Origin of the sequence: Fictibacillus sp. 18YEL24 (assembly GCF_015903855.1) — a bacterium.
In the GTDB taxonomy this organism is placed as follows: Bacteria; Bacillota; Bacilli; order Bacillales; family Fictibacillaceae; genus Fictibacillus; species Fictibacillus phosphorivorans_C.
The window spans coordinates 62,173-87,102 of the sequence record NZ_JACZDT010000007.1 but is presented as its reverse complement, the minus strand read 5'-3'; the positions used below and the strand labels follow the sequence as shown (position 1 = coordinate 87,102).

Annotated in this window: 23 protein-coding genes and 1 pseudogene; 14 read left to right on the top strand and 10 right to left on the bottom strand. The window is 39.3% G+C overall.

Annotated features, from left to right (window positions below):
* The first annotated feature begins 7 nt into the window (after positions 1-7).
* The 6 genes from HU823_RS19445 to HU823_RS19420 all read left to right on the top strand — a co-directional run bounded on the left by HU823_RS19445 (position 8) and on the right by HU823_RS19420 (position 6,884).
* Positions 8-2,458: an ATP-binding protein gene (locus HU823_RS19445; RefSeq protein WP_197192091.1), complete on the top strand. Its 2,451-nt coding sequence runs from the start codon at positions 8-10 to the stop codon at positions 2,456-2,458.
* Positions 2,455-2,889, top strand: a complete 435-nt coding sequence (locus HU823_RS19440; RefSeq protein ID WP_197192092.1) for a hypothetical protein — start codon at positions 2,455-2,457, stop codon at positions 2,887-2,889. Before HU823_RS19445 ends, HU823_RS19440 begins: the two co-directional genes overlap by 4 nt.
* Before the next feature lie 11 nt (positions 2,890-2,900).
* The gene (locus HU823_RS19435; RefSeq protein WP_197223106.1) at positions 2,901-4,913 is read left to right on the top strand and encodes a CD3337/EF1877 family mobilome membrane protein; all 2,013 of its coding nucleotides are present in this window, start codon (positions 2,901-2,903) and stop codon (positions 4,911-4,913) included.
* Positions 4,914-5,006: 93 nt separating this feature from the next.
* On the top strand, positions 5,007-6,044 hold the full coding sequence (locus HU823_RS19430; RefSeq protein ID WP_197223105.1) for a bifunctional lytic transglycosylase/C40 family peptidase: 1,038 nt from the start codon (positions 5,007-5,009) through the stop codon (positions 6,042-6,044).
* 14 nt (positions 6,045-6,058) lie between these two features.
* A complete protein-coding gene (locus HU823_RS19425) occupies positions 6,059-6,598 on the top strand; it encodes a hypothetical protein (protein ID WP_197223104.1) in 540 nt (179 codons plus the stop codon).
* 13 nt (positions 6,599-6,611) lie between these two features.
* Entirely contained in the window at positions 6,612-6,884 is a 273-nt protein-coding gene (locus HU823_RS19420) for an AbrB/MazE/SpoVT family DNA-binding domain-containing protein (protein ID WP_197192299.1), read from the top strand.
* A gap of 122 nt (positions 6,885-7,006) precedes the next feature.
* Here the strand turns inward: HU823_RS19420 and HU823_RS19415 are convergent.
* The 4 genes and pseudogenes from HU823_RS19415 to HU823_RS19400 form a co-directional block, all read right to left on the bottom strand.
* A pseudogene (locus HU823_RS19415) lies at positions 7,007-7,339 on the bottom strand (YolD-like family protein).
* A 316-nt stretch (positions 7,340-7,655) separates the two neighbouring features.
* Positions 7,656-8,066, bottom strand: a complete 411-nt coding sequence (locus HU823_RS19410) for an RDD family protein (protein ID WP_197192037.1) — start codon at positions 8,064-8,066, stop codon at positions 7,656-7,658.
* Positions 8,067-8,145: 79 nt separating this feature from the next.
* Positions 8,146-8,721, bottom strand: a complete 576-nt coding sequence (locus tag HU823_RS19405) for a hypothetical protein (protein WP_197192038.1) — start codon at positions 8,719-8,721, stop codon at positions 8,146-8,148.
* A 61-nt stretch (positions 8,722-8,782) separates the two neighbouring features.
* Positions 8,783-10,924: an RHS repeat domain-containing protein gene (locus tag HU823_RS19400; RefSeq protein ID WP_231607569.1), complete on the bottom strand. Its 2,142-nt coding sequence runs from the start codon at positions 10,922-10,924 to the stop codon at positions 8,783-8,785.
* Between the two features lie 58 nt (positions 10,925-10,982).
* Here HU823_RS19400 and HU823_RS19395 point away from each other — a divergent pair, with 58 nt between their 5' ends.
* Positions 10,983-11,216 carry a hypothetical protein gene (locus HU823_RS19395; RefSeq protein ID WP_197192097.1) on the top strand — a complete coding sequence of 78 codons (234 nt, stop codon included), beginning with the start codon at positions 10,983-10,985 and terminating at the stop codon, positions 11,214-11,216.
* Positions 11,217-11,307: 91 nt separating this feature from the next.
* Complete coding sequence (locus tag HU823_RS19390) at positions 11,308-11,979, top strand: hypothetical protein (RefSeq protein WP_197192040.1); 672 nt, start codon at positions 11,308-11,310, stop codon at positions 11,977-11,979.
* A gap of 74 nt (positions 11,980-12,053) precedes the next feature.
* Here the strand turns inward: HU823_RS19390 and HU823_RS19385 are convergent, their stop codons facing one another.
* Positions 12,054-12,338, bottom strand: coding sequence for a hypothetical protein (locus tag HU823_RS19385; RefSeq protein ID WP_197192041.1), 285 nt, complete (start codon positions 12,336-12,338; stop codon positions 12,054-12,056).
* Between the two features lie 237 nt (positions 12,339-12,575).
* Here HU823_RS19385 and HU823_RS19380 point away from each other — a divergent pair, with 237 nt between their 5' ends.
* The gene (locus tag HU823_RS19380) at positions 12,576-13,076 is read left to right on the top strand and encodes a hypothetical protein (RefSeq protein WP_163103562.1); all 501 of its coding nucleotides are present in this window, start codon (positions 12,576-12,578) and stop codon (positions 13,074-13,076) included.
* Positions 13,073-13,414, top strand: coding sequence for a hypothetical protein (locus HU823_RS19375; RefSeq protein WP_197192042.1), 342 nt, complete (start codon positions 13,073-13,075; stop codon positions 13,412-13,414). The genes HU823_RS19380 and HU823_RS19375 overlap by 4 nt, the downstream gene beginning before the upstream one ends.
* A 48-nt stretch (positions 13,415-13,462) precedes the next feature.
* On the opposite strand, the gene HU823_RS19370 is transcribed toward HU823_RS19375, so the two are convergent.
* From HU823_RS19370 to HU823_RS19350, 5 genes are all read right to left on the bottom strand, one after another.
* The gene (locus HU823_RS19370; protein WP_197192043.1) at positions 13,463-13,756 is read right to left on the bottom strand and encodes a GIY-YIG nuclease family protein; all 294 of its coding nucleotides are present in this window, start codon (positions 13,754-13,756) and stop codon (positions 13,463-13,465) included.
* Positions 13,757-13,832: 76 nt separating this feature from the next.
* Complete coding sequence (locus HU823_RS19365; protein ID WP_197192044.1) at positions 13,833-14,384, bottom strand: recombinase family protein; 552 nt, start codon at positions 14,382-14,384, stop codon at positions 13,833-13,835.
* A 294-nt stretch (positions 14,385-14,678) separates the two neighbouring features.
* On the bottom strand, positions 14,679-17,762 hold the full coding sequence (locus HU823_RS19360) for a type I restriction endonuclease subunit R (RefSeq protein ID WP_197223103.1): 3,084 nt from the start codon (positions 17,760-17,762) through the stop codon (positions 14,679-14,681).
* A 14-nt stretch (positions 17,763-17,776) separates the two neighbouring features.
* Positions 17,777-19,009 carry a restriction endonuclease subunit S gene (locus tag HU823_RS19355; protein ID WP_197223102.1) on the bottom strand — a complete coding sequence of 411 codons (1,233 nt, stop codon included), beginning with the start codon at positions 19,007-19,009 and terminating at the stop codon, positions 17,777-17,779.
* Positions 19,006-21,570 carry a type I restriction-modification system subunit M gene (locus HU823_RS19350; protein WP_197223101.1) on the bottom strand — a complete coding sequence of 855 codons (2,565 nt, stop codon included), beginning with the start codon at positions 21,568-21,570 and terminating at the stop codon, positions 19,006-19,008. The genes HU823_RS19355 and HU823_RS19350 overlap by 4 nt, the downstream gene beginning before the upstream one ends.
* Before the next feature lie 727 nt (positions 21,571-22,297).
* On the opposite strand from HU823_RS19350, the gene HU823_RS19345 reads away from it, so the two are divergent.
* The 4 genes from HU823_RS19345 to HU823_RS19330 all read left to right on the top strand — a co-directional run bounded on the left by HU823_RS19345 (position 22,298) and on the right by HU823_RS19330 (position 24,542).
* The gene (locus tag HU823_RS19345) at positions 22,298-22,741 is read left to right on the top strand and encodes a JAB domain-containing protein (protein WP_197223100.1); all 444 of its coding nucleotides are present in this window, start codon (positions 22,298-22,300) and stop codon (positions 22,739-22,741) included.
* A gap of 122 nt (positions 22,742-22,863) precedes the next feature.
* A complete protein-coding gene (locus HU823_RS19340) occupies positions 22,864-23,382 on the top strand; it encodes a hypothetical protein (protein ID WP_197223099.1) in 519 nt (172 codons plus the stop codon).
* Entirely contained in the window at positions 23,379-23,585 is a 207-nt protein-coding gene (locus HU823_RS19335) for a hypothetical protein (protein ID WP_197223098.1), read from the top strand. The genes HU823_RS19340 and HU823_RS19335 overlap by 4 nt, the downstream gene beginning before the upstream one ends.
* Positions 23,586-23,903: 318 nt before the next feature.
* Positions 23,904-24,542 carry a hypothetical protein gene (locus tag HU823_RS19330; protein WP_197223097.1) on the top strand — a complete coding sequence of 213 codons (639 nt, stop codon included), beginning with the start codon at positions 23,904-23,906 and terminating at the stop codon, positions 24,540-24,542.
* Positions 24,543-24,930 lie beyond the last annotated feature (388 nt).

Below are 24,930 nucleotides of genomic sequence, written 5' to 3'. Positions count from 1 at the left end.
TGATTGTATGATACAGTTTCCGATTCAATCTTTTAAAGACAACGTGATCTATACACATGATATGGAAGCCTGGTCCTATTATCGTTTGCATGAAAACACCGTAGGCGTTAATGAACAAGAAGCAGAAAATCATCTTGTGAACCGTCTGCAACGGCTGGCCTGGCAGTTCTCGGGGTTTGAAGAAATCGATTATAAAATCGTACCGATCCCTGTTGATATCGATAAACGGATGGATAGCCTGCAAGCTCAATATGAAGGGCAGTACGCGGATACCGGCATGTATTACGCAGAACGAGCTAAAGAGATTTTAAGAGAAGAAGCGAAACATGTGGTCGAGTATAAGTTTTTTGTTGGTGTGAAGTTAAAGCGACAGGAGCTTGATGAGAATCTCATGCATTCATTTTCCTCCTCTTTTAAAAGCATGAACCGGTACCTTCAAAAACTTGCCGGTTTTGGCGGACAGAGTATTGATGATTTAACCGTTCGGTTATTTGAGGAATCCGAGGAGGATGCTTTCACAACGCTCAATCATTATTTAGGAGCCAATCGAGTGAAGGAAAAAGAGCTTCGCTACATCATTCGTCATCAGTTTGTCAGAGGTCAAGCGCAGCCTGACGGTGATGGCAGTGTGTACAGCCTTACAGAAGGTATCCTAGATCCCGGAAAAGCCGGCTATGTGCGTATTCAGCAACTAGAAGATGAATCTTGGTGCGCGTTTCTTCCGGTTTCCGAATTCCCCATTCAGTTAGGCTATAAAGAATGGGCGTATTTCTTTCAGTCCTATCCTTTTCCGGTTGAAGTCAACATGCGGACGATCTACAAGAACAAAAAGGAGGATGAAGGCCGTACCAATACAATCAAAAAGCGATTTCGTGATCAGGATGCCCAACTCATTGAAGCGAATGAGGATGATGATAGCTTAATTAATACAGGCCGTGAACTTCTGCACGATTTAGAAAATCAAATCAAGAATCAAGGTAAACCACTCCTCAGAACTCACATTAATTTCGTGGTCTACGGACCAACAAAAGAAGAAGTTCGAAAACGAGCCAGAAGGCTTAAAATCGATTTTAAGGATCAGCAGATCGAACTTGTCCAACCGTTAGCCGACCAACTCCTATTGTTTCATCAATCCCTGCCAGGAGCTAAAATCGTTGCGGACGATTGGGAGCAAATCCTTACTCCTGAATCTTTCGGAGAATCTCTTTTCTCCCTTACGCGGAAGATTGGCAATACCGTCGGCTTTTATCTCGGGAAGAATATCTCTCACGCGGGCGAAAGTGTGGAAAACTCTCAATCTCTTGTTTTCTTTCATCCGTTTCTCGCTCATTTGGGTTTAAAAGGTTCGAAGTATTCTTCTCCTCACGTCACGATTTCAGGACCAACGGGAATGGGGAAATCGTATTTGTTAAAAGATATCTTGTTGAATGGCGTCTTTTTCGGTGCCAAGGTGCTTATGACGGATCCTAAGGATGAAGTAGAAAAGAAATTTAAACAAGCGATCACACCTGAAATGGAGCGAACAGCGCCTTTCTTCCGGGATTTAATTGAAAGCTTTAACTATATCACTCTATCAAGTGAAAAGAAGGATGCTGGAAAGCTAGACCCTCTTACATTTCTGGAAGGAGAAGAGGCGCAAGATGCAGCGGTTGGTGTTCTTGAATACCTATCCGAGCTTCAATCCAATGAACGGAATGTAAAAACGGCGATTTATAAAGGGGTCCGTCACGTGCTGCAGCAAGAGAAGAAGCCAGGACTCTTAAATGTCGTTCGTCATTTACAAGAATCAGAAGATCAGGACGTCCGAAACGTCGGAGATCTTCTTTATGAAATCGGGACAAACGGCATCGCCAAGCTCATGTTTTCGGATGGGAATGTAGAAGGCATTAGTTTGCATGAGCAAGTAAATATCTTGCAGATTCAAAACTTGAACCTTCCAGATGAAGGCGAAAAAGCTTCGACGCGTGATGAACACATAGCTGTTGCGTTAATGCAGCCGTTGGCGAAGTTCGCCACCCGATTTGCCCGTGATGATTCCGTGGTTAAGATGACGATCTTTGAAGAAGCCTGGATGCTCATGAACACAGGGGCAGGTGATCGGCTGATCAATGAGCTATTGCGAACTGGCCGGTCCTTGCGGTCCGCGGTTTATATCATTACGCAGTCCACGTACGAGTACAACAAGCCTCAAATCAAAGAGAACATCGGTACAAAATTTGCGTTTAAAGCGAAAACTACTGAAGAAGCAGCGAACATCATTGAATTTCTCGGCCTTGAGGATAACAAAGCCAACAGAGATATGCTGAAAAATCTGACCGAGGGTCAGTGTATCGTGGAAGACATGTACGGACGCACAGCCAAGATTCAAACCGATGTCCTGTTTGATGAATGGATTAGCGCCTTCAATACGAAAGAAAATGACCGAGGCAGAGCGGAAACCGAGGAGGCATTCATTTGAAGAAAACACTAGTTATCTCCCTTATAGCGTTGGTTGCACTTTTAACCGGGTGCAATCAGGGTGCTTCTTCTGAAGACATTGCAAAGGTTGCTTATGAATGGGAAAAAGCAAAATTTAATAACGAATATGATAAGCAGCAAGAGCTTGTGTTTAAGAAAGGCTCTTATGAAGTTGATAAAGGAGCTAAGAAGATTAATTCCGGCTTGAAATATAAAGATATTCGTTTTGAAGTTTACTACGACAAAGAGTCTGAATACTATTATGTTTTTACAGATTTCAAAAATCCAAATGGTGATAATGCCGTTAAAGATAACATTCTGCTCCGTCAAAAATCTGATGTGTGGAAGGTAGATACAAGTAAGAGCTTGGATATTAACCGGGAGGATATCAAAGACAAGTTTGACCGACAAGCTTGTATTCACTGCGAATAAGGAGGGATTGGATGAACTTCCTAAAACGGGGGATCGGTTTAGGCATAGCGCTACTATTTCTTCTCATGCCAGCGGCTACACTGGCCGAAGATTCTTCCCCGACTGTTCAGAAAAAAGAGGAGACCGTTGGTCGTGTGACTCTGGAAAGCAAAGAATATCCTCTCGATCATTACAAGATGGAAGCGAACATCGGGGACGGATTTAAAGATGCTGCGGATAATGCCTTGCATGCCATTAATCAAGGGATGTGGGGATTCAATAAAACCCTTGCCAGCTTTACTCTTTATTCGACCAATCAACTCATGTCATTTGATTTAATCAGCAGCATTGCAAGCGAAGCCGGAATTATGAGTGAACGGATTTATGAGATTATGTCCGGTACGTTCCTCTCGTTGTTTGTCATCTTTGTGGGTGGAGCTGCTGCGTGGCGATATTTTGTTAATCAGCAGGTTGGCCATGCGGTCAAAGCCATCCTTGGAGCATTGGCCATCACGGTCCTGACCTTTTGGTTTTATTCCGATGCGACAGGGAATATCAAATGGCTCAATGATCGAGGGGCTGAACTTGAAGGCATCGCCAGCTCGGCAAATGTTCTTATCAGTTCGGATGAGTTTGACAGTAATGCGGCTTATAACCCTAAGGAGGGCATCGCCTTGCTTGAAAATCAACTGTTTAACCTTATGGTTAAGCGGCCGTATTTGCTTTTAAACTATGGTTCCACGAAAGAAGCTGACATCATCAAGGAAAATCCCAATCGAGTAGATAATTTATTGGCCATTAAACCCTACTCTGATGAAGGGAAAGAACAAAGAAAAAACATTGTTAATGCTGAAGTTTCAGAACTAGACAACAAGCAAATGTCTCCTGAATTCAGTGGAGAGCGGTTTGGCTATCTTATTATCACGATCATTTCCACGATTGCTTTGGCCATTCCGGTTTTGTTATTAGGTGTTTTTAAGTTTTTGCTTCAAGTCTGGTTTTTAGCTTTAGTCATTTTCACGGCCATTCCACTCATTCTTTCTCTCATCCCAGCTTACAGTGAAAGTGCATTGAATCATGGAAAAAAGATTGTGGGTGTTCTGCTTATGAAGGCAGGGCTCGTTCTCTTAATTGCTGTAATCACGGGACTAGTCACTCTCCTTTATGAATCGGTTAAAGTCACGAACGGTGTAGAAGGATATGCGTTTGTCGTCTTTCTGATTTGCATTACCATTTGGGGCTTGTTCAAATATCGTACGGAAATCTTTGAAGTCGCTTCAGCTGGTATGGTTCAAGGTCAGCAAGCGGTGGAAAGAACAACCACCAATACCCTGAATCGATTGGGGGACGCTGGCGAAAGAGGAATGAAGGGAGCTAAACGGATGGTAGGTAAAGCCTATCAAAATCACAAACAAAAAAAGCGTATGGACGATTTTCAATCTGGTTTAGAGGGAGCTGGCCGGAAAGTTTCCACCAATACGGCTGGAGCTAGTGGTGAACGGTCAGAGCACCGTAAAGCAGTCGGAGAGAACAAATTAGGAGGCGAAAAAAATTCAGAACAACAGACTAAAAAAGGGATGAAAAGCGACTTAGCGGCTACAGGAACGGAAACCCCTCGATCAGCTTCACGAAATGCAGGAGCTGCGATTGTGAATTTAAATGATTACAAAAAGCAAAAAAGTGAGGGACCCAACAAAAGTGAGGAGAAAGTGCAGGCTGCTCGAACACCTTCCTCCCAAAGATCTGTTTCAGAGGCTCGTAATCCTGGCTCAACGAAATCAGAGGGGGGAACAAGTGGGGAACCTAAACCAACCCAGCAACAAAAAAACGGAAGTACGACTCAACAGCCTTCCCCTCACCGTAATCTCGCAGGACGAATGGAAAGTCAAAAAGAGGTGGCGGCATCAAGAGACCCAGACAAACACATCACTCGATGGGAAGCAGAGCAGCAAATCAAAAAAAGGAATGCAAATACTTCTGGTGAGACGGTCAAACGATCAGAAAGCAGGAAGTCCAAGAATGAGCAAACGAACCGACAAAAATGATGTCGGAGAGAAGCCTTCTGGCGCAGTTAACTTTTGTTTTGTGGTTAACTCCTTGTCTTGTTGCGTCAGAATGGCTTTCAGAAAGGAGAGCCTATGCAAGGCGTTTTGAAGAAAGGTGCAAAAGTTGTTAAAACCGTGGCCATTCTGAAAAACCCTCTTACGTGGGTGATTGCAGGGATATTTCTCCTCCTCCTATCCATTTTCGGCATTGCTTTATTCATCTCGATTAGTCTGGGCGGAGAGAATCAATTTGACTCCGGGCTTTCAGGAGAAGGAGCAGGAGGAACAGCAGAGGTATCGGCTGAAGTCCTTCGATATGAACCCCTCATTCGGAAATATGCAGAGGAAAATGGGATTGGAGAATATGTCGGGCTGATTATGGCTCTGATCCAACAAGAAAGTGGTGGCCGACATTTAGATGTGATGCAGAGTTCTGAATCAATCGGATTACCACCTGGTGCTATTACCGATCCTGAATACTCCATTCAGATTGGGGTGAAGTATTTTGCGGATGTGATGAAACAAGCCAAAGGAGATATTAATCTATCTTTGCAGTCTTATAATTTTGGGAATGGATTTATTGGCTATGCTTTGGAGCGCGGTGGGTATTCCAAGGAAATCGCTATTGATTTTAGTGAGATGATGGCTGCGAAAAATGGATGGTCCCGGTATGGAGACGTTCACTATGTTGAACATGTCCTTCGCTATTATGAGGGCGGAAATGGCGGGAATGTGGTGGTGGGAGATGGAAGCCAGTCATTTGATGTAGAGGAAGTTCATCACATTATGAAAGAATTTCTTGGCCGCCCTTACGTATGGGGAGGTCGAACGCCAGCAGCCGGCGGATTTGATTGTTCAGGGTTACTCGAATATGCTTTTGCTCAGGTTGGCGTAGATATGTATGGAACAGCGCAATCTCAATACGATAAAACCATTCCTGTTCCTGAAGATCAAATAAAACCGGGAGATTTAGTCTTTTTCTCCACTTATAAACCAGGAGCTTCTCACGTCGGTATGTATGTAGGAGAAGGCCAATTCATTAATGCGAACGGCAGCAACGGCACTTCTTATTCGTCCGTTCAAGAGTGGAAAAATATTTATCCTTTCCTAGGGTTTAGAAGGATTCAGTAGTGGAGGTGAAAATCATGGAACCCAGCCAAAAGAAAAATTACATTATGCTTATGGGTGCTTTTATTGCAGCGGTGATCATCATCATGTACGTTTTTAGCTTACGCTCCCAGCTGCAGGAAGTCAGGTCGAATCAGCGTCATTATGAAGAAGAAATTAAATCCTTAACCTCTGTTCAACAAACCGAGGCACTATCTAAAAATCGGTCGTTCCTTGAAGCGTTTTTCACTTATGAAACTACGGCTGAGCGCTATCAAAAGATTCGTCCCTTAATGACCGATCGTGGATTTAAAGCGACTCATCCTTCAGGAACGAAACCACCGCAATCCAAGCAATCCGTCAAATCAACCATGGTCGGGCTGAAGCCGTTTGAATATCAGTCATCGAAGACGGAAGCGGAGTTCTTTAATGAATTCAAGCTTTCGACCGAGTATAATAATGTATCGAATACAGAAACGGTGATTGTCAAAACGTCTCTTATTTATGTGAAAGAGCAAGGCTGGAAGATCGATGATGTAGAATTTGTCGGAGAATTAACCGGACGCCCCACGTCCTAAGGAAGATATAAGCATGAAAAGTACAGGTGTTGTAAGGAAGGTAGACGAGCTGGGGAGAATTGTTATTCCCATTGAGTTAAGAAGAGTCCTGGAGATTGAAATTAAGGATGCAATAGAGATTTTTGTAGATGATAATAAAATCATTCTCCAAAAATATATGGCCCATAATGCGTGTGCGATTACCGGTGAGATAACCAACGAAAACAGAACGTATGGTGATGGGAAATTTGTGTTGAGTCCTAAAGGCGCAGAAATCCTGCTTCGGGAACTAGAAGAAGCTCAATGAGAAAAGAAGTAACCGATCGTTCTTTCATAAAGAGCGATTTTTTTGTGGCAACAAAAATCCTTAAAATAAGGATTTTTGAATCTTAATACTCAATGAAGAGGTCCATTACCCTTTCATCGTGGTTAGTGAATTCTAACGTCTACCAGGTTTTCGAGTTTTAAACGGAAAGTCTCCTCATGAAAGTCCACTATTCTCAATTCTTTTCGATATGTATCTATATAATGCACTTTACCAATATACAAGTGAAAATCATCACTTTGAAAATACGTAAAACATAACTCCAAGTTTTCAGCCATCGCTTCACTGATTGTCTCTTACATGAGTGATAGGTGTTGTTCATCAAGTTCAGGTTTCTCTTTCTTTGTTTGATCCGAATCAAAGGCTCTTAGTTCCTTGACATGTTCTGGAAGTATCAATGCTGTCCACTTAATATTGTTTCCACGATCACGTATCATAATAAAACCCTCCACTTATTTCATTATATTAGAACGAGTGTTCTGATTACAATGAATGATTAATGCTGGATTAAAAGATTGAGAATTCTTATGAGCTCTTTAGGGGTTCAGCCGAGATACGTGTAAAAATGGGTCACTTGCTTACTTTTATTTCCAAACCGTTAGGAGACACCCATATTTTAACGTCAGATAACCCGTGAGTTTCTATACAATTTGAAATTGTAAATGAGAAAATCAGTGGAGTTTATAAGCAAATGCCCCAATTAGAAAAAGAGCTACATTAGTAAGGTAGCTCTTTGTAATTTTCAAGACTGATTTAATTTTTAGACGTATAAATTACTTGAGTTCCTGCAATTAAATCATGTATAGATCGTTTATCTTTTCGTAACCCTACCATAAATGCACTGATAATGAATGCAAGTCCAAGTGTTATAACATAAACAAGTGAAGCTAAAATATATCGTTTTAATGTTGTACTAATTCCAACTTTTTTGCCATCTGTACGAACAATTTTAATCCCTACTACTCTTTTACCAACTGTAAAACCTGACCATATCACAGGGATAATGAGATAATATAAAAAATTAATGCTATTTACAAATATTTCTGTGGCGATGTCAGATACACCTATTAACTTACAAAGAAGATAAAGTGGTATAAGTAATAATCCGTCAATAATAATTGATCCTAATCTTATCCAAAATCCTGCTACTTTGTGTTCATTCATGTTGTTTATTCTACCTTTCTAATAGTATTCGTTCATATTTTACTGTTTTTTCTTACAATTATACACAGGAAAAAGAAAGTTAGCTTCTCCTAATATATAACCCATAATCATTAGCCACTTTTTCATAACTGTAAAGTGTATTTTCCTTTCGACTATATACAGGGAAGGCCAAGTCATAATTTCCAATAATTAAAGATTCAGTTATTGGGAAAAAGAAGTTAGAAAAACATAAGGATCTAGTTGACAGCTTCACAAATAATCTAAGATAACTGACATTCCGAACCTCGTATAAATCGGTTTCAAGGCTTAATAGTTTCTCAAATAGTAGTAAATCATCTCTCTTAAAGTTTTCTCTAATTACCTTAATTTCATTTTCAGATAAACTTTTCAAGTAAGGACAAAAGATAAAAGTTTGATAGTTATTCAAGGAATATATTTTATTAAAAAAACTGAGATAAGATTCTTCAAAAAGCATGTCATATTCAAATGACGATAAAAGCTCTGAAGCTTCCGTCTCTGATAAACAATAATTGAAACGATCTAAAATACCTATAAAAAAATGTTTATTGGGAAATTCTTCTTCCTCGATATCAAGCCGCTTAAAAATATTAGTGAGACGCCTCACTTCATCTTTTGAAGGTCTTTCAACACCCATACTTATCACCTCATAAATAGGGATATTTACATCTGTAAATATCCCTTTTTCTTTTTATCAATTATTTTCTTCTTAAAACTTTACCGGTAGAAGACAATGTCCAATAGCCTCTTTCGCCTTCAATCTTTAGCTTCCAAGTGCTTCCCCCATGTCCTCCTACACCACTATTTTTACCTCTGTCTTTTTCAAGTCTGAACCGACCATTTTTTCCATTCTTGAATTTTGAAAGAATGACTCTATCTCCCTCTAACAATGATTTATTTATTCCTTTTGTTAAAGACCTTGCATTGTTAGCAAGTTTTAGATACTTGCTTATCTTTCCAACCTTAATATAGTTCCCGGCAACTGCCCATGCAACAGCAGACCATAGTTTGTATCCTCTTTTTCCTTCTGCTTTAGCTTTCTTATAAGCTTTATATCCGTCATACGTAGCCAAAGCAGCATTAAATACTAACCATACCCAGTTTCCATCATGATCCACATAGCGAACAGGATTCCCATGAGCATAAGCGTATTGGTTTAACGATTTTGGATCGTCTTCAAAACCATGGAAAGTATCTCTCGTGATGAAACGTCCTGTATCTGAATCATAATAGCGAGCTTTTAAATAGTACAGACCTGTAACCTCATCAAATCGATAACTTGCATAACGATAAGGGTTGGAAGACGCCATTGTGCCTGTCTGGGATAGGATATTCCCCCATGCATCATAGCTATACTCTGCAACTGTATTCCCACTTACATCTGTTAAAGCAATGACATCGCCGTGGCCATTCAAGTGGTAATAGTAAGTCTTGCCACCTTTCGTCATCGTGACAGGGTTGCCTTCTTGATCCCACGTATATTCTGTAAGGATATTATTATTTCCATCCGTTTCGTAAATAACTTTATCCTCATCATAAAAGTAATGAACTGTTCCACTTGATGTGGTCATACTCTTTCGATGGCCTTGATCATCATACGTGAAGGTACCCACGGATGCACCATTTTTATCTTTCACCTCGATGAGGCGATTTTCTTGGTTGTAAACAAATGTTTTGTCACCGTTATTTGTCAAGTTTCCATTGGCATCATACGTCTGTGCTTTACCGTTATTGTTTATTAACTGATTAGCAGCATCGTAAGTGTAAGACGTAGTAGTAGATGTTGTTCCTTTTGTCTCAACTTTCTTTGTACGATTGCCTACTGCATCGTATTCATAAGAAATGGTTGTTCCATCTTTTAAGATTTCTTTTGTTAATCGGTTTAATGTATCGTACTGATAAGAAAGATTTCCATCTTTTGTTGCAATTCCAGTCCAGTTACCGTTGGCATCATAAGTGTAAATAAACTTATCGACGATACCCCCACTAGCATTGTAGTTGATAACGGACTGAAGGCGGTTGTTGCTATCATATTCATAAGCTGAGTACGTACCGTTCGCTCGTTTCTCTGAAATTACATTTCCACGCTCATCATAAACAAAGCGTACAATATCGGAATTACTACGAGACATAGCGATTAACTGGTTAAGTTTATTATAGGAAAATCCATTCGTAAACTGAGTTGTACCAGCTGTCGCGGTTAAAGCAGTTGTATTCCCGTTGTCGTCATAGCCGTAAACAACCTTATTAGATGCACCTTCTGCTTTTTCAGTTACCTTTTTATTCTTGTCGTAGGTATATGTTGTTGTTTTTCCTGATGCATCGGTTACGGACGTAATGTTTCCATTAGCATCATATCCATAGCGCCATTTCTCTACACCATTGTAAAGAACCTTTTCTAAACGATTAAAAGCATTAAACGTATTAGAAACCGTGCTCCCGTTTGGATATTTGACTTTTGTATGATCCCCGTTTTTGTTGTATTCAAACTGAATAGCTTGATTTAACGGGTTAATAATTTTAGAAACTTGGTCAAACTCATTGTACTCATACTTAGTAAGATTGTTTTTAGCATCCGTAACAGTAGTTCGGTTACCAGTAGCATCATAGCCATATTGTGTAACACCAAGGTTCACATCGGTCACTTTGGTTAATAAATTACGTGCATCAAATGCATAGGACGTTTTTTGGCCCTTTCCATCTGTCACAGCCGTTTGATTTCCAGCCGCATCATACTGATATGAAACGGTATCACCTAGTGGGTTTTTGATGCTGGTTACATAGTTTTCATTTGCGTCATACGTATTAACAGTATGTGAAGCACCTAATTCTAGACGCATGGCATCAAACCAGGCGGTACCCTTCTGATTCCAGTAGTAATAATGGACATCGATTGAGTTGAACGCTTTTGTTGATTTTATTTCAGCTGAGACATGCTGCCAATCAGATGCTGTGAAAGCGGTGGCGAAGAACGGAAGTGCAGGAAATGGCCGAATTGGTGCAGTCAAATCAAGAAGTCAGTTCAAAGGACCAAACGGTAATTTTATTAAGCGAGATGCAACAACTGGTCGTTTTATGGACCAAAAAACGAGTAGTGCGGCTCCTTTTAAAGGTGTTCGAAAAGAAAAGTAGGACGCGGCAACGTCCTACTTAATTGAAAATTTTATATAAAAAACAGTATTTCCATGATAACAAAAATATATAAAAAAAGGAATGAATCAATATGGCTAACATTAAGATTCAAGATGTCATGGTTTTTGTGAACGGAACTTCTCGATTTAACAACAACGCTTTTGATACCGTAACCGTTAAAACAACGATTCAAACGGACGAGCCTATTACAGAAGATTATTATGTTCCAAGTGGAGTGAATGTAACACCAGGAATATTAGATCTACTGAAGCTCCAAAATCTTGAAGTGACACCGTTTAAAGCAAGCACCTTATTATCTGGAACTGATGATATTCAAACGCAAGCTTTAAACGGAAACCCGAGTGGGACATTAGAAGATGCAGCTAAACTGCTCCTACTCTCCATTCTTAAAAAGACACCACTTGTTCCCATCGCAGGTGCTGTGAATACTTACGAATTGTCTTATGAATATAAGATTTTTCCATTAGCTGCTATAGGTCTTCCAGACAGTTATGATTTCCAAATCCGAGTTCCATTTGATGGTTTAGGTATTGTTCAAGGTGGACGAGTTGAAGTAACTGTAGTTCTTCCAAGATTTGCAGAACCAGATCCAAACGAAACAAAGGGTATTGATTTGAACGGAGCAGAAATAAGTGAAATTTTCTATGAAATGCCAAACGTAAATCGTAAGGCGGTCACATTCGCCTATCAAAACGATCCTTTGTTTACAGTAAGATACCAACATACGCAAGGTTTACAATAAAGAAAAAACTCTCGTTGTGTGAAACGAGAGTTTTTTCTTTATGAGCTTGAAGGATTTTGTTTAAAGTCTTTTTACTAAATTGATTTTAAATTTCTTCTTGATAAACCATTGTCTTTTGCTAAGTTGGAAATATAACCTGTTGAACGGCCAGATGCTGAGGCTATTTCATCATATGAGTATCTCGGTTTATTAGAATATGGTGAATTTGTTTCTTGTAACATTTGTATAATTCTATCATCAGTTAATAAATCAACTTGTCGTTTTATATCTTTTATTTCTCTTGTTTTTCTTTGATCATTCTCTTCGAGTTGAGCTACTCTGCGTTGTAGATCATTGATTTTCGAACTAGTTCTTCCCATATTACACCATCCTCTACATGTGTTTATTCATACTATAAATCAAATGAACAAGAACTTCACTCTTTAATTTAAATACAAAAGCATTAAGAATTAAGAATGAGTCCATCTACAATAAATTCTAGGTGCTCCTAGAATTATATAATTAGTAATTGCTTGGTAAATCATCATAAAGAATATACAGGATTTTGTAACTTCTTGAAGAAATTTAAAGTATAGAAACAGTAACGGGGGAAATGTATGTTTGATGAAAGAGCTGCAATGAAGATGAGACTAGAACAGATTCAAGATTTAGAAATTCGAATCATACAAGAATTTCAAAAGGAAAGAAGTCAAATTTTGAATCGAATTAGAGAATTAGATGAGGAAGCGGAGACAACAAACGCCACTTCCAAAACAATAAAACCAGAAGCAACACTTGCTTCTGCTCAGGTTAAAACCAAATCTCAGAGACGAAAAAATAAAAGAAAGCATACCACTTTTACGAAAGAAGCGATTAAAGTATTAAAAGAACACTCTGCAGCGATTAGTGGAAAGGAAATAGCTGCATCCGTTGAAAAGAGTACAGGAAAAAGCGTTGGAAACATTACGCAATTTATGAATCGTGTTATGACAACTGATTCCAAAGTGAAAAAGCCATATAGAGGTCAGTATATTTATGAAAAACAAACTTCATCGCCGATAGAGGATATGGAGCCAGCTACTTTATCGGTCAGTATTGACGGGGGATCTGAGACTTGATTTTTTTGTTTCAATTTGACAAAAGTGATGATGGGATTGATTTTGTTCTTAACGAAAGAATAGCTGAAGACATGGATACTCAGAGTGAAGAGTTGCTCGGACCACTCGTTTTTTCAACTTGTCAGGTATTAATGCATTATAAAGAAATCAGTAAAAGTGACACGATAATGTCGGGTATGATAGTAGAGACGGATGAGTTTGAAGTTACTCTTAGTGAGGGACTTGGACAATATATTGATCCATTCACTAAAAATAGCATTCTATTTGAGAATGCAAAAATCATAGCTGATCTATTAGTTGAGATTATGTCTCGCACTAATCCGAGTCTAACAAAGTAGATATTTTGTTAGATTCGGATAAACGTACAAAAAACTTTAGAAATCCTTTTAGGAAAGAATTTCGTTTTTTAATCTTGGCCATTGATTGTAACCGATCTGAGGATTGTTTGAATTATAGAATCTTATGTATTCCACTTCTTTAGCATTAACCTCTTTATCTGTTGCTAGTTCTGATTCCCATATTATTTCTTTACGAATAGTAAAGTCCCTTTGTTCTTCTCTTGTAAAATCCCTTTCAATCAACTTACTATTAGCACTGCCAAAATAATTTAAAGTATTAGTTAAGTCTTTTCCTATATAGATTTTGCCATTAGGATAAGTTATTTTGTAAATCACTTTCATAATTTCCCATCCCCCTATGTTCCATTTACTCTAGTGCTCCTGCTCTAGTTACATAAAGTCGCCTTCATGGCGACTATTATTTTTCTTCAGAAAGTGCGCGATAGAGTGTCGATGGAGAAATACCTGTTTCTTGCTGGATCTCTTTTACTGTCATTTCACGAGATTTATACAATATGATTGCCTGCCGTAACTTTTGAGTGTTTGCCTTCGGTCTTCCACCTTTTCTTCCGCGTGCTCTTGCTGCTTTAAGTCCTGCCATCGTTCTCTCTCTAATAATGTCTCTTTCAAATTCCGCAAGAACGGAGAGCATCCCAAACATCGCTTTTCCAGCTGGTGTACTTGTATCAATATTATCTTGAAGACTTACAAACTCTATATCTCTCTCTTTTAATTCATCTGCGATCTCTATTAATCTTTTAGTTGATCGTGCAAGACGATCCAATTTATAGACAACAAACTTGTCCCCAGCACGCAGCATCCTTAATGCCTGGTTCAATTCTGGCCGATCATCTTTAGCCCCTGACATCTTTTCTTGAAAAATCTCTTCGCATCCATATTCATTCAACGCATCCATCTGTAAATCTAATGATTGATCCGCGGTGCTCACTCTTGCATATCCAACAATCACATAGATAACCTCCTACCGTTCTATTTATATAATTATTATATCATTAACGCACCTTTTTGAATTATAGTTTTTGGTATGAGTTTTGGAATAACGTCTCAATGAAAAAGAAACATAAATGTAGTGGGATTATGTGTCTATCAAAAACGGTGGTTTTTGATAGGTGATAGTAAATTTGCATCTTTTTAATTTTGGTAATTTATAGAGTTACTATATGCACATGAAAAAAGAAGACTTATAAAAAGCCTCCTTTTCTAAAATTACGTATTTGCGGGCATTGTTAAAATTTTCAATCACTTAGCTATATCTATGCTTTATCTCAGCAATCAACTTTGGAAGGTTTTCAGTTAATGTCATTATATGTCTTAACCTATTGCCTGCCGTTTGATTTTTTGCTTTGTCAAAATCAATACTACTAATGAGCTCATTGATGTATGGTACAGTATCTGGCTGTGAAGGGGAATATGAGCTAACTGATTTTTCAAGCAGCTTGCTATCTAGTCCCCACTCCGAAGAGAAATCACTTACTGCTTTTTGCATTTGATTTTCTTTCCATATTTCAAATGCCTCATCAAAATTCATACTACTAGATAAATTTCCTGGTACCAACTCAGTATCGACAAACTCTCTTAACAGTTGGGCTTGTTCATTATCTCCCATATTACTTAATTCTTGAATTTGTTGATAGATGATACGCAGTGTTTCACTATCTACTGTTTGCACGCCATTTGATGAGGTGATTTTTGAATCGATTAAACTAAGAATATGATCCGCATCGATTACTTGGGTGCCTGCTAATTTTGTTTTACCGACAAGAATATTGACAGGTGATGGCAGGGGAGGAGTACCAGGCTGCCAGGTTAAGTTTTTAAACGCACCGACATATTGCAACCACGTATGCTCATTCATTCCAAAGGTACTATCATTCCACTTGAATTCGTAGTATTGCTCCACCAGGTTCAACTGCTCAGCAGCATCTTTGAAAGCAAGTAGGAATGCTTCTTTTTTCTTCTCATCATGTTCGATCGTTTGCCAATCTGTGGGATCAGGTAAAGTCGGCACCAATTCAGCAATTTTTATTGCAAACTTCTTTACGGATGTCTCATAGGGTTCCACAATTGCTTTGCTACTCTTGCCACCACTTCCATACAATTTCAAAGCTTGATTTACTATTTCTTCAGTAATTCGAGGGTACTGAAAGTTAATGATCGTACCGAATTCTTTAGCTGGACCAAACACACGATTTGTTCGTGAGTAGGCCTGAATTAAACCTTGAAGTTCAAGTGAACGATCAATGTAAAGTGTGTTCAAACGTTTAGAGTCGTAACCTGTCAGAAGCTGATCTGCCACGATCACGAGGTCTATATTCTTTGGATTTCGTCCACTTCCACCCCGAGTAGCACGTTCCACAACGTCTTCAAAGTAAGCATCCTCGCCGTGTTTTTTATCACCGGCAACAAACGAAATACCTGTAAATGCAGCGTAGTCCTTAAACATATCTTTTACAATTTTAGGATCTAATGGTGTAGGGTCATTTTCGTTACCGAAACTAAACGTCATTGCCACATTCAAATTTTCCCTGCGCGCTGTTAGTTGTTTTTTGAATTCGTCATAATAAGCCATGACACGATTTTTATAAGCAACTGTCAAAATCGCATTAAATTCCTTTCTTTGCGATTGTGATTCCCAGTTATTCAGAATCTCTTCTACAACGCGCGGAATATGTGTTTCGTCATGATATGTAAGCAAGTTTCTTTTTTTCGCTTGTCTTTCTACGTCGGATTCGGATAATTCTTGAACTTGGCGTTCAATTTCTCTATCAGCCAAATCAGGATGTTCTTCTTTCATTTTCTCAACAAGTTGCTCTCTTAAATCTTCATAGCTTTTAAATTCCCCAGTGTTGATATAGTCAACATGGAATCCTAATACGTTTTTATCTGCGATTGCTTCATCAATCGTATATTGATGAAGATTAGGTCCAAATAGCTTTTCAGTCGTATTGATCACTTCACTTTTTTCGTCTATTTTACCTTTAATCTTATTTTCATCAAATAGCGGTGTGCCTGTAAAGCCATAGAAGAGCCCGTTTTTCTTGAAATATCGTTTAATCGTTCCCATCATCTGACCCATTGTCGTACGATGGGCTTCATCGATGATAAAAACAATTTTCTTATCTGCTAAACCAGCATCTTGCGCTTCTTCCAGTTCTTTCACTAAGGAATTCAGTTTGAATGTTGTCGTTACCACAATTCCATTTTTAGGTGACTTGAGTATCTTTTTTAGTTGATAGGTGTGTTTCGTATCATCAACAGACACGGACTCGTATGCTGCGTATGCTTTGAAATTTTCACTGGTGCGGTTGTCAAGCTCACGCCGATCAACAAGAAAAACAACTTTATCAAATCCAGCTCTCGTCGATAGAAACAAAGCCGTTTTAAAACTCGTAATCGTTTTCCCTGAGCCCGTCGTGTGCCATACAAATCCACCGTGGGGTAATTTATCCTTATTGTCCCAACCGAATGCTGCGCCTTCTACAGCCTGCAAGGCATGTACTTGATAAGGGCGCATGAGCATATGCCGTCTATTTTCTTCCTCGCGAGCTTCGTCAATGACTAAGTAATCTCCTACCATTTGATGCGCCATTGGAATCATTAAAAATTGCCCGATGACTTTTTCCCAAGCATTTACAACATTGTTTTTTTTATCAGCCCAATGGAAGACAAAACTAAGATTAAAGTCTTGTGCTGTTTTCGGTGTAGCGAAATAGCGAGTAGCGATTTCAGAAGTGATGACCATCATCTGCGAAAAAGCCATGAAGTTATGACTGTACTCACCGTCACGATAATAACGCATAAACTGCCCATATGCTTTATCAAGCGTTTTGTCCGTACGTTTTTGCTCAATATTGATTAAAGGTAGGCCGTTGATAAGTAAGACAATATCAAAACGGTTGTTATTTGGCGTCTGTACCTCCCTAGCAATCCGGTAGCTTGAATCTCCACCACGTACTTCAGCTTTTTTAAAGATCGTCAAAGTGATTTGTTTTCTTGTGATATGGGGGTTGTCATCACGATAAATACCGTCAATCTTGCCTTTTGATTCTTCAATGGCTAATATTTTTGCAGCCTCATAGCTATTGCTGATTTGATTAACTTTAGACATGACTTGATTGAACTCATTATCCGTTAATTCGACGCCTTCAAGCTGGTCAGCATTGATACGGTTGAGTTCTCTACGCCAGTGTTTAACTAGGTCAGCGACGGTAACTTTCTGCTTATTGCCGTCTAAGAAATCAGGTGCTTCCCATTTATACTTTTGTAGTTCCTTAACAAAGTTCTCTTGAAACGATTTCTCAGAAGCACTTTTTGGTGCATTGCTCATGACTAATCTCCCCCCTAAACAAACATCTCATGTAGATATGCTCTTTTTAGATTTTGTAGTTTTTTTACCTTTCGCTCATGTAAAGTAATAAGCTGGTCTAGTTGATTGAAAAAATTACCGATTTTCTTCTGTTCTTCGGAATCTGGGAACGTAAATTGCATATCTCGAAACATCCCATTGGTAATTTGATTAATTGTTGCACCAAGGTTTTTATCTACTTCGGCTTTAAAAGCATGTGTATCCAGCAAAGCATTAATAAAATTTGATTGCTGTGAACGAATTCCTGTCATAAAAGCGCCTATGACTGTTTTATCCATAACTTTCTTAATCTTCGCATGTTTTCCTATCAAAGAGCGAGAACCATTTCTAACTACTACAATAATATCTCCCTCTTTAACATTACTTGAATTTACTATTTCAGAATTAACATATACATTATCTGCATCAACTATTTCACCATTCTTTACATTTGAGGATCGTAGTACAAAGGTGCCACTTTTATTAACTTCTTTTGGTGAGTAGGTCAATCCGCTATAAAATTCGACTTCTTCATCAAATTTTCGTTGTTCCCAAGCTTGAGTAAATCCTGCAAATCTCCGTTTGGGTTTGTCCTCACCTTCAGCTGGAAACAATTCCGAAAGGTAAGCAGATTTTAACGCCTTTGTCTTTTCTAGTTTACGCTGGTGAAGAGCAATAAGGTCGTCTAATCGTTCAAAGAAACCACCAATTTTCTTTTGCTCTTCTAGTGCTGGAAACAACATCGGCATTTTAGCCATTTGTTTCCCGGAGACCTCCACGAATGTAGAACCAGCTCCGTTTGTTTCTCCGTAGCGCTTTAATTCATGAGTTCTCGAATAGATAAAGTACGAATCTAGTTCACCTTTATGTGGCACGATTGATTGAAAACCTTGATTTGTTGCACCCTCATTAGCGAGGATAGCAGTGTTTCCGATACCTGCACGAGACGTAAATAGGACAGTGCCTATTGGCAAAATCTTAGCCGAGCATTTCTGTAAGCCAAGTTCTGTGATTTTCTTTTGGCTATTATCAACGTAGGTTTGCTCTCCGATTTCGACTGGTGAATACCAATTAATATCTCCGTTCCAGTATTCTTTGTTGCTCGTACTTGGAGTTCCACCGCCAATAATGTCTGCAACTTCCCCCAATTTTTGCTGTTCCCAAGTAAGAGAGTTTTTAAATTCTTTAAATCTTCTTTTTGGTATTAAATTACTTGTTTGTTCCGTCATGATTCCACCACCAATTCACTCATCAAGGCTTCAAATGCTGATTCCAAGTTACGACTCTCTTCTTCAATCGCTGACAACGTATCAGCATAGCGATTGTGCAACATGTGTAACGTGTTTAATTCCTTTTGTAACGGTATTTCTATTAAACGAACCAATGTATCCACTGTATTGCCAAACCACTTTTCATACATCAAGTTGTCGATTTCTTCGTTTGTCAAAGTTAAGATTCGTTCTTGTACAGTTTCTTTAAGTGCTTTTTCATCTGCTTTCACTTCTTTACTGAGTGTTGATTTATCTGCAAGTAACTGTTCAACATTTTTCAGATAGTTATATTCACTGGTTCCCTTGCTCGCTTTTTTTAACTCTGTTTTAATCAACTTGTTATCAAAAGATTCACCGGCTTCATTCAACGTATCGCCTAATGCATTGGCTTCTTCGCTATCTTCAACCTTCGCAGCTTCAACCAAGTCTAACAGCTCTGTTTCAATCTCTTGAATGCAAATTTTCTTTGTTTCAATTTCTTCTAGCTCATCACTGTATAAATGTTTAGCAATCAAATCATTTGGTACGATACTGCCGATCCAGCCGTCTTGCTCGACACGTTTTTTATTGCCAGTTCCCTTCGTTACCATATTTGGTTCACGTGTGCGTCCGGCTGTATAAAAATCACTTAAGGCAATGATTTCCGTATCATGGGACAGTGCATTTTTCCAAATTTCAGCGACAATTTGATAGCCATCATACACATCAATATTGTTGAACGCTGACAAAATCGCTTTTATTTCATCGAGCATGTCATTCATTAACTGGGATGATTTACTAATATTTTCTACATTTCGTAAAGCATCGAAATATTTAATAATAAAGGATGTTGCTTTTCCTTCGATTTCTTTTGATTTTTCAATAACGCGTGAATCGTTGAAGACCCTATGAGAAATCTCCTCAACCGGTTTCAATAACTCAACATAGCCGTTACGGATTTCCTTCAAAAATCGTTCTAAAATATCTGGCACTGTAGACTGCAAAACCTTCAAATCGTCAATATTCTTTTGAGGAACCCCACCAAGTAAGTGTGCATCTACATCTTGCGGAATTTCTTCATCAATTGCTTCGATATACCGAGGAATGTTCATATTGTATTGATTTTTGAGAACATCCTCTCGTTGTACCAATTGGCTATAACCTTTTTCTTCTCTACGTTCAACGAACGTATCTACAATTTTAGCAATATCTTTCTCTAGTAGAACATTTTGTTTCCCTACTTTAGTAAAGCTACGAGAAGCGTCTATAACAAGCACAGGCTCACCAGTTTCACGATTTTTTTTCAATATTATTATGGCTACAGGAATTCCTGTATTGGTAAACAAGTTACTTGGTAAGCCGATAATGGTATCTATGTAATTTTTCTCAAGTAAACGTTCTCGAATCTCTCCTTCTGCGGAACCTCGGAAGAGTACACCATGAGGCAATACAATCGCCATTGTTCCATTTTGTCCTAAGTGGAATAATCCATGTAAGAGGAAAGCAAAATCTCCTTTGGAGTCTGGTGGCAATGCACCAGCTACTTCGAAACGAGGATCACTGACTTTCAGACCTGCTTTGTTCCAGTTCTTCGCAGAATAGGGTGGGTTCATAACAACCGCATCAAACTGTACGCCTTCATTTGGACGTTCTGGATCTTCTGGCCAGTCTTGAGAAAGCGTATCACCATTCTTTATCGTCATCTTTTCTGGACGCACACCATGGAGCAATAAATTCATACGAGTTAAGTTATAGGTCGCTGTATTCTTTTCTTGTCCGTAATAACTTAAATCCTTTTGAACATCTTCATCTAAATGTTTCTTAACCGTTAAAAGTAACGAACCAGAACCGACAGTTGGGTCATAGATTGATTTTATATCAGCCGTTTTCGCTACAATTTGTGCCATAACTTCACTGACTTGTCGAGGGGTATAGAACTCCCCTGCTTTCTTACCGGACTCCATTGCAAACTGACCAATGAGATACTCATACGCATCACCCAGTACATCACCTTTTTGTAATGCAACCATGTTCAAGTCTGCAAATAACAAGATCAAGGCTTTAATATTTTTGCTGCGTTCGTTTAAGTTACTACCTAATGCCGTATCCGTTAAATCCAGCGTAGAACTTGAGAACAATCCTTTGAAGTCATTCGTATCACCGGACACGGCAATCGTACGTTCGAAGTTATTCAAGCTATCCGTTACTTTTTGAACTTCAAAATCTCCAGAATTGATATCTTTTATCCAAGTTTGATAGAGATACTCAGGCAAAACATAATAACCGAGCACATTTTGAATCATTTTATTTAGCTGTTCTCCGTATTCTGCTTGTGCTTTTGTATATTCCTCTACCAATTCAGATTGAGTCGTTTTCTCTAAACCACTGGTCACTTTAAATGTTTCTAAGGTTTTATCACTTAAAAACTTATAGAACATTAATCCAAGCATGTAATCTTTATAACGGCTGGCGTCCATTGAACCACGCAGTTCGTTAGCGCCGTCCCATAATCTACTTTTAATTTCTTCTGAAGTAATCACTTTGTATCCCCCATTGAACTTTCTGATAAATTCTTTGTATTGTGTTGGTATTACTCATTACCTCTAGCAATATTTCTTCTCTATTATAGCAGTTTAATGAAAAATAGATGAAGGCAAAGAAAGAAGAGAATGAGCTGAAATATAGGGATAGAATGAATCCGGGCGGCTGCACTACAGACTAATCAGAAAGTAAAGAACGCTTTCTGTCATTCTGTACGTGTCGCTTCGGTACTAAAGGGAGCGATAACTACGGTCTGTACGGCTGAAAGCCTACATGCCGTAGGTTCCTGCTCTCTTTACGGCTAGTGCCGCCGTACCGAACGAGCCGAAAAAACTTTAAACAGGAAACGGTCTCGGGCATCGAACCCTCTACCGTTAGGCGGCTGCAGCCCTTACGGTCTGTTTTCCAGCCGCCAAAAGCGGTGCAGTGCCCTTCTCCTTCCTTCGTTCTCTTTAGTGTAACAACTCCGCTTATGACAGCCGGAAGGGCGGGCGTTCGGGGAAAGAAATCGGCAAAGCCAAGTCGGCTAAGGGTCCGTAAGGCCACAAAGAACGTGACCTAACGATCCCTAAATCATTGGGCTTCACTCGTTTTCTAACGAAAAAGTCCGTAAATCATGGCCTTTTCCTACCCCTCTCTGGCAAGTTCGCTTCTTCGTGAGCGAACCCTTCCCCCTGTTTGCGCGAATTGTTCAGGTTTCCTCAAACGCGGAAGGGAGAGAGTAAAATGGAAACAATCTATGAAGTAGTAAGGATCAAACAAGTAATCAAGGAAGTGGAGGCAAGCGAAAAGTTCGCAATTCGTTGGCCACAGGATGCTGCGGATGTTGCAGCTCAATTTATTGGAGATGATGATCGTGAGGTGTTCTTTGTGATGTGTCTGAACACAAAGAATCAAGTGGTTGCGGTGCATCGCTGCCATGTGGGAGGATTAAACGCCAGCATCGTCATGCCAAGAGAGGTGTTCAAGGCGGCAATCCTAAATAACAGTGCATCGATCATTGTGAGCCATCAGCATCCGAGTCAAGATGTCACGCCGTCTCGAGAAGACATCGAGGTGACAGCAAGGCTTGTAGAATGCGGAAAGGTCCTAGGGATCGAGGTATTAGATCATCTCATCATCAACACGAAAGCCAAATACTACAGCTTGAAAGAGCATGCTAGATTGTAAGAGAGAGGGAGGAAATCCTCCCTTTTTTTGCTCGTTTCTGCCATTTATATTGAAATGTATTTGTATACAATGCATACAAAATGTTGTACACTATGTATACAAAGTATACAGGAGGGTGAAATATGAAAAACGCAACTTGTCGGATTGTTGATAAGTTCCCTGAATTTGAGGATAAACTACATGTCTATGAAAACATGCTGCTGGTCGATGAAGCGCTGAAGGAAGTAGATGATGTTCAGGCAACGTTTTTAAAGTTAGCGTGGTTTTTTGAAGATCCGGAAAAGGAGACGTTTAATCTTGGCTTGCTGTATCGTCATCTAGATAATGACTGGCTTGAATTTGCCCTGGAGTTAGTGACGGAATATTTCAGGAAAGATACATATTTGATTCAAAAGCCAACGTATTCCTTGATTCGTGAGGGATCACACTATAAAAGCATGAGTCAATTTGCGGACTACTTAAGTGAACAAGGGCTGCGGTACGATCGACAGAAGTTAAATTTATATTTTGAACGCGGGAAAGTACCCCATCCCGATCTTGTTGTAGGCGGAGTGAAGTATTGGTCCGATGAGACAGTTCAGACATATGCAGTACAAGAGATAAATCGAATGGGATTCATCCAACAGGAGGCAAAAAAATGACACTTGTACAATACAACCAACGCTATGAGGAGATTATTCATGCCGACTGGCCCCGTGATAAAAAGGACAAAAAATTGGCTGAGCTCATGACAGAAATGGAGCAGGTATACCAGATTCCCATGTTAAGGAATGAAGAGTGGGAAAGAGAGAACAAACGAGTGATTGCTCTGTATAGAAAAGTGAGCTTATCAAGGTCCTTTTAATAAAAATAAATCGATCTCCGGGTTGGTTGACCTAAGATCGAATGTTTATCAGCAGGCGGTATTACGCCTGTTTTTTCTTTTTGTTTTTGAGGGGGATGCCCCTTTTTTCGCTTTGTTCGATCGCTTTCTTTGCTAGTATCTGCGCTTCTTCTTTCGACATTTTCATTTGCTTTTCCCCTTTACTAGTACTCTTAATAAAAGTATGGACGGGTTTTTGAAAATCTAAACATATCTATCCCCCATCCCCCATATATATAAAACAAAGTCTAGGACACTCTGACACTGTCCTAAGTGAAAATGCGGAAAAGAGGGGTAGGAATGGAGAGAGAAGAGGCCGTCATGACGAAGAACAGGAAGAAAAGATCAGATGCAAAACGCGACATCAAGCCGACAATTTCTAGCAATCTTAAAGATTGTATATATAGCTTGTCTTATATCACACATACACCTGTAAAGGACGTAGCCGTTCTTTTGTGTGAGAAGGGGTTAAGGTCAAGAAAAGTCATTGAACACTTATCGCAGCACTTCAGACGAGATTACCAATTCATGAGTACGGTGTTTATAGGGGAATGGGGAAGAGAATCCTTGCAGCGGAAATACCAGCCAGGAAAAAACGAACGAATCACAGCGCGCTTCTCCCAAACGTCTTATGAGGATATATACGTTTTATCTTCTGCTCTAGATGTCACTCCGTCCAAAGCCACAGCTTTATTGTTGGATGCCAGTATACGCAATGTGAATTTGTTGAACGCTTTTGTGAAAGTATCCCTTCAGGAACATTTGGACGATGCAAGAATGAAGGAGCTTAAACATGTGCTGAAATACATCAATAAAAATAATCCTTACAGCGAGGAGATTTCTTGGTTTACCTTGATGGATATGATTTTTCAAGATATGAAAGAAAAAGCAGGTGATGTGAAAGGGATGGTTTCCCACTGGTTAGAGAAATACAAATGATTGCAAACGCTCAACGATTCGTAAGAGCTGCATCGATGGGATCGTTTAGATGACTTCAGGTATCTAAGGACGTATAAACTGGTGATCAGAGAGAAGGATTCATCCTTCTCTCTTTTTTGCTTGAAGCAAAGAGATTTTTTGTCATGACTGCATTCGCCTTTAGGCGGAATTTTTCTTTAGAAAAGGCTTTTGAACGATTTAAAACCTTTTCTTGGGAGGCTGCACGACAACCTGTAAAAAAGCAAAGAACGCTTTTTAACAGGCTGTAACGTGTCGCTGACGGCACTAAATAGCTCGATAACCACAGCTTGTACGGCTCATACTCCGCCTACAATCTGTAGGTTCCTTATCCATTTGCCATTCTGGCCGTACCGCACGAGCCGAAAAT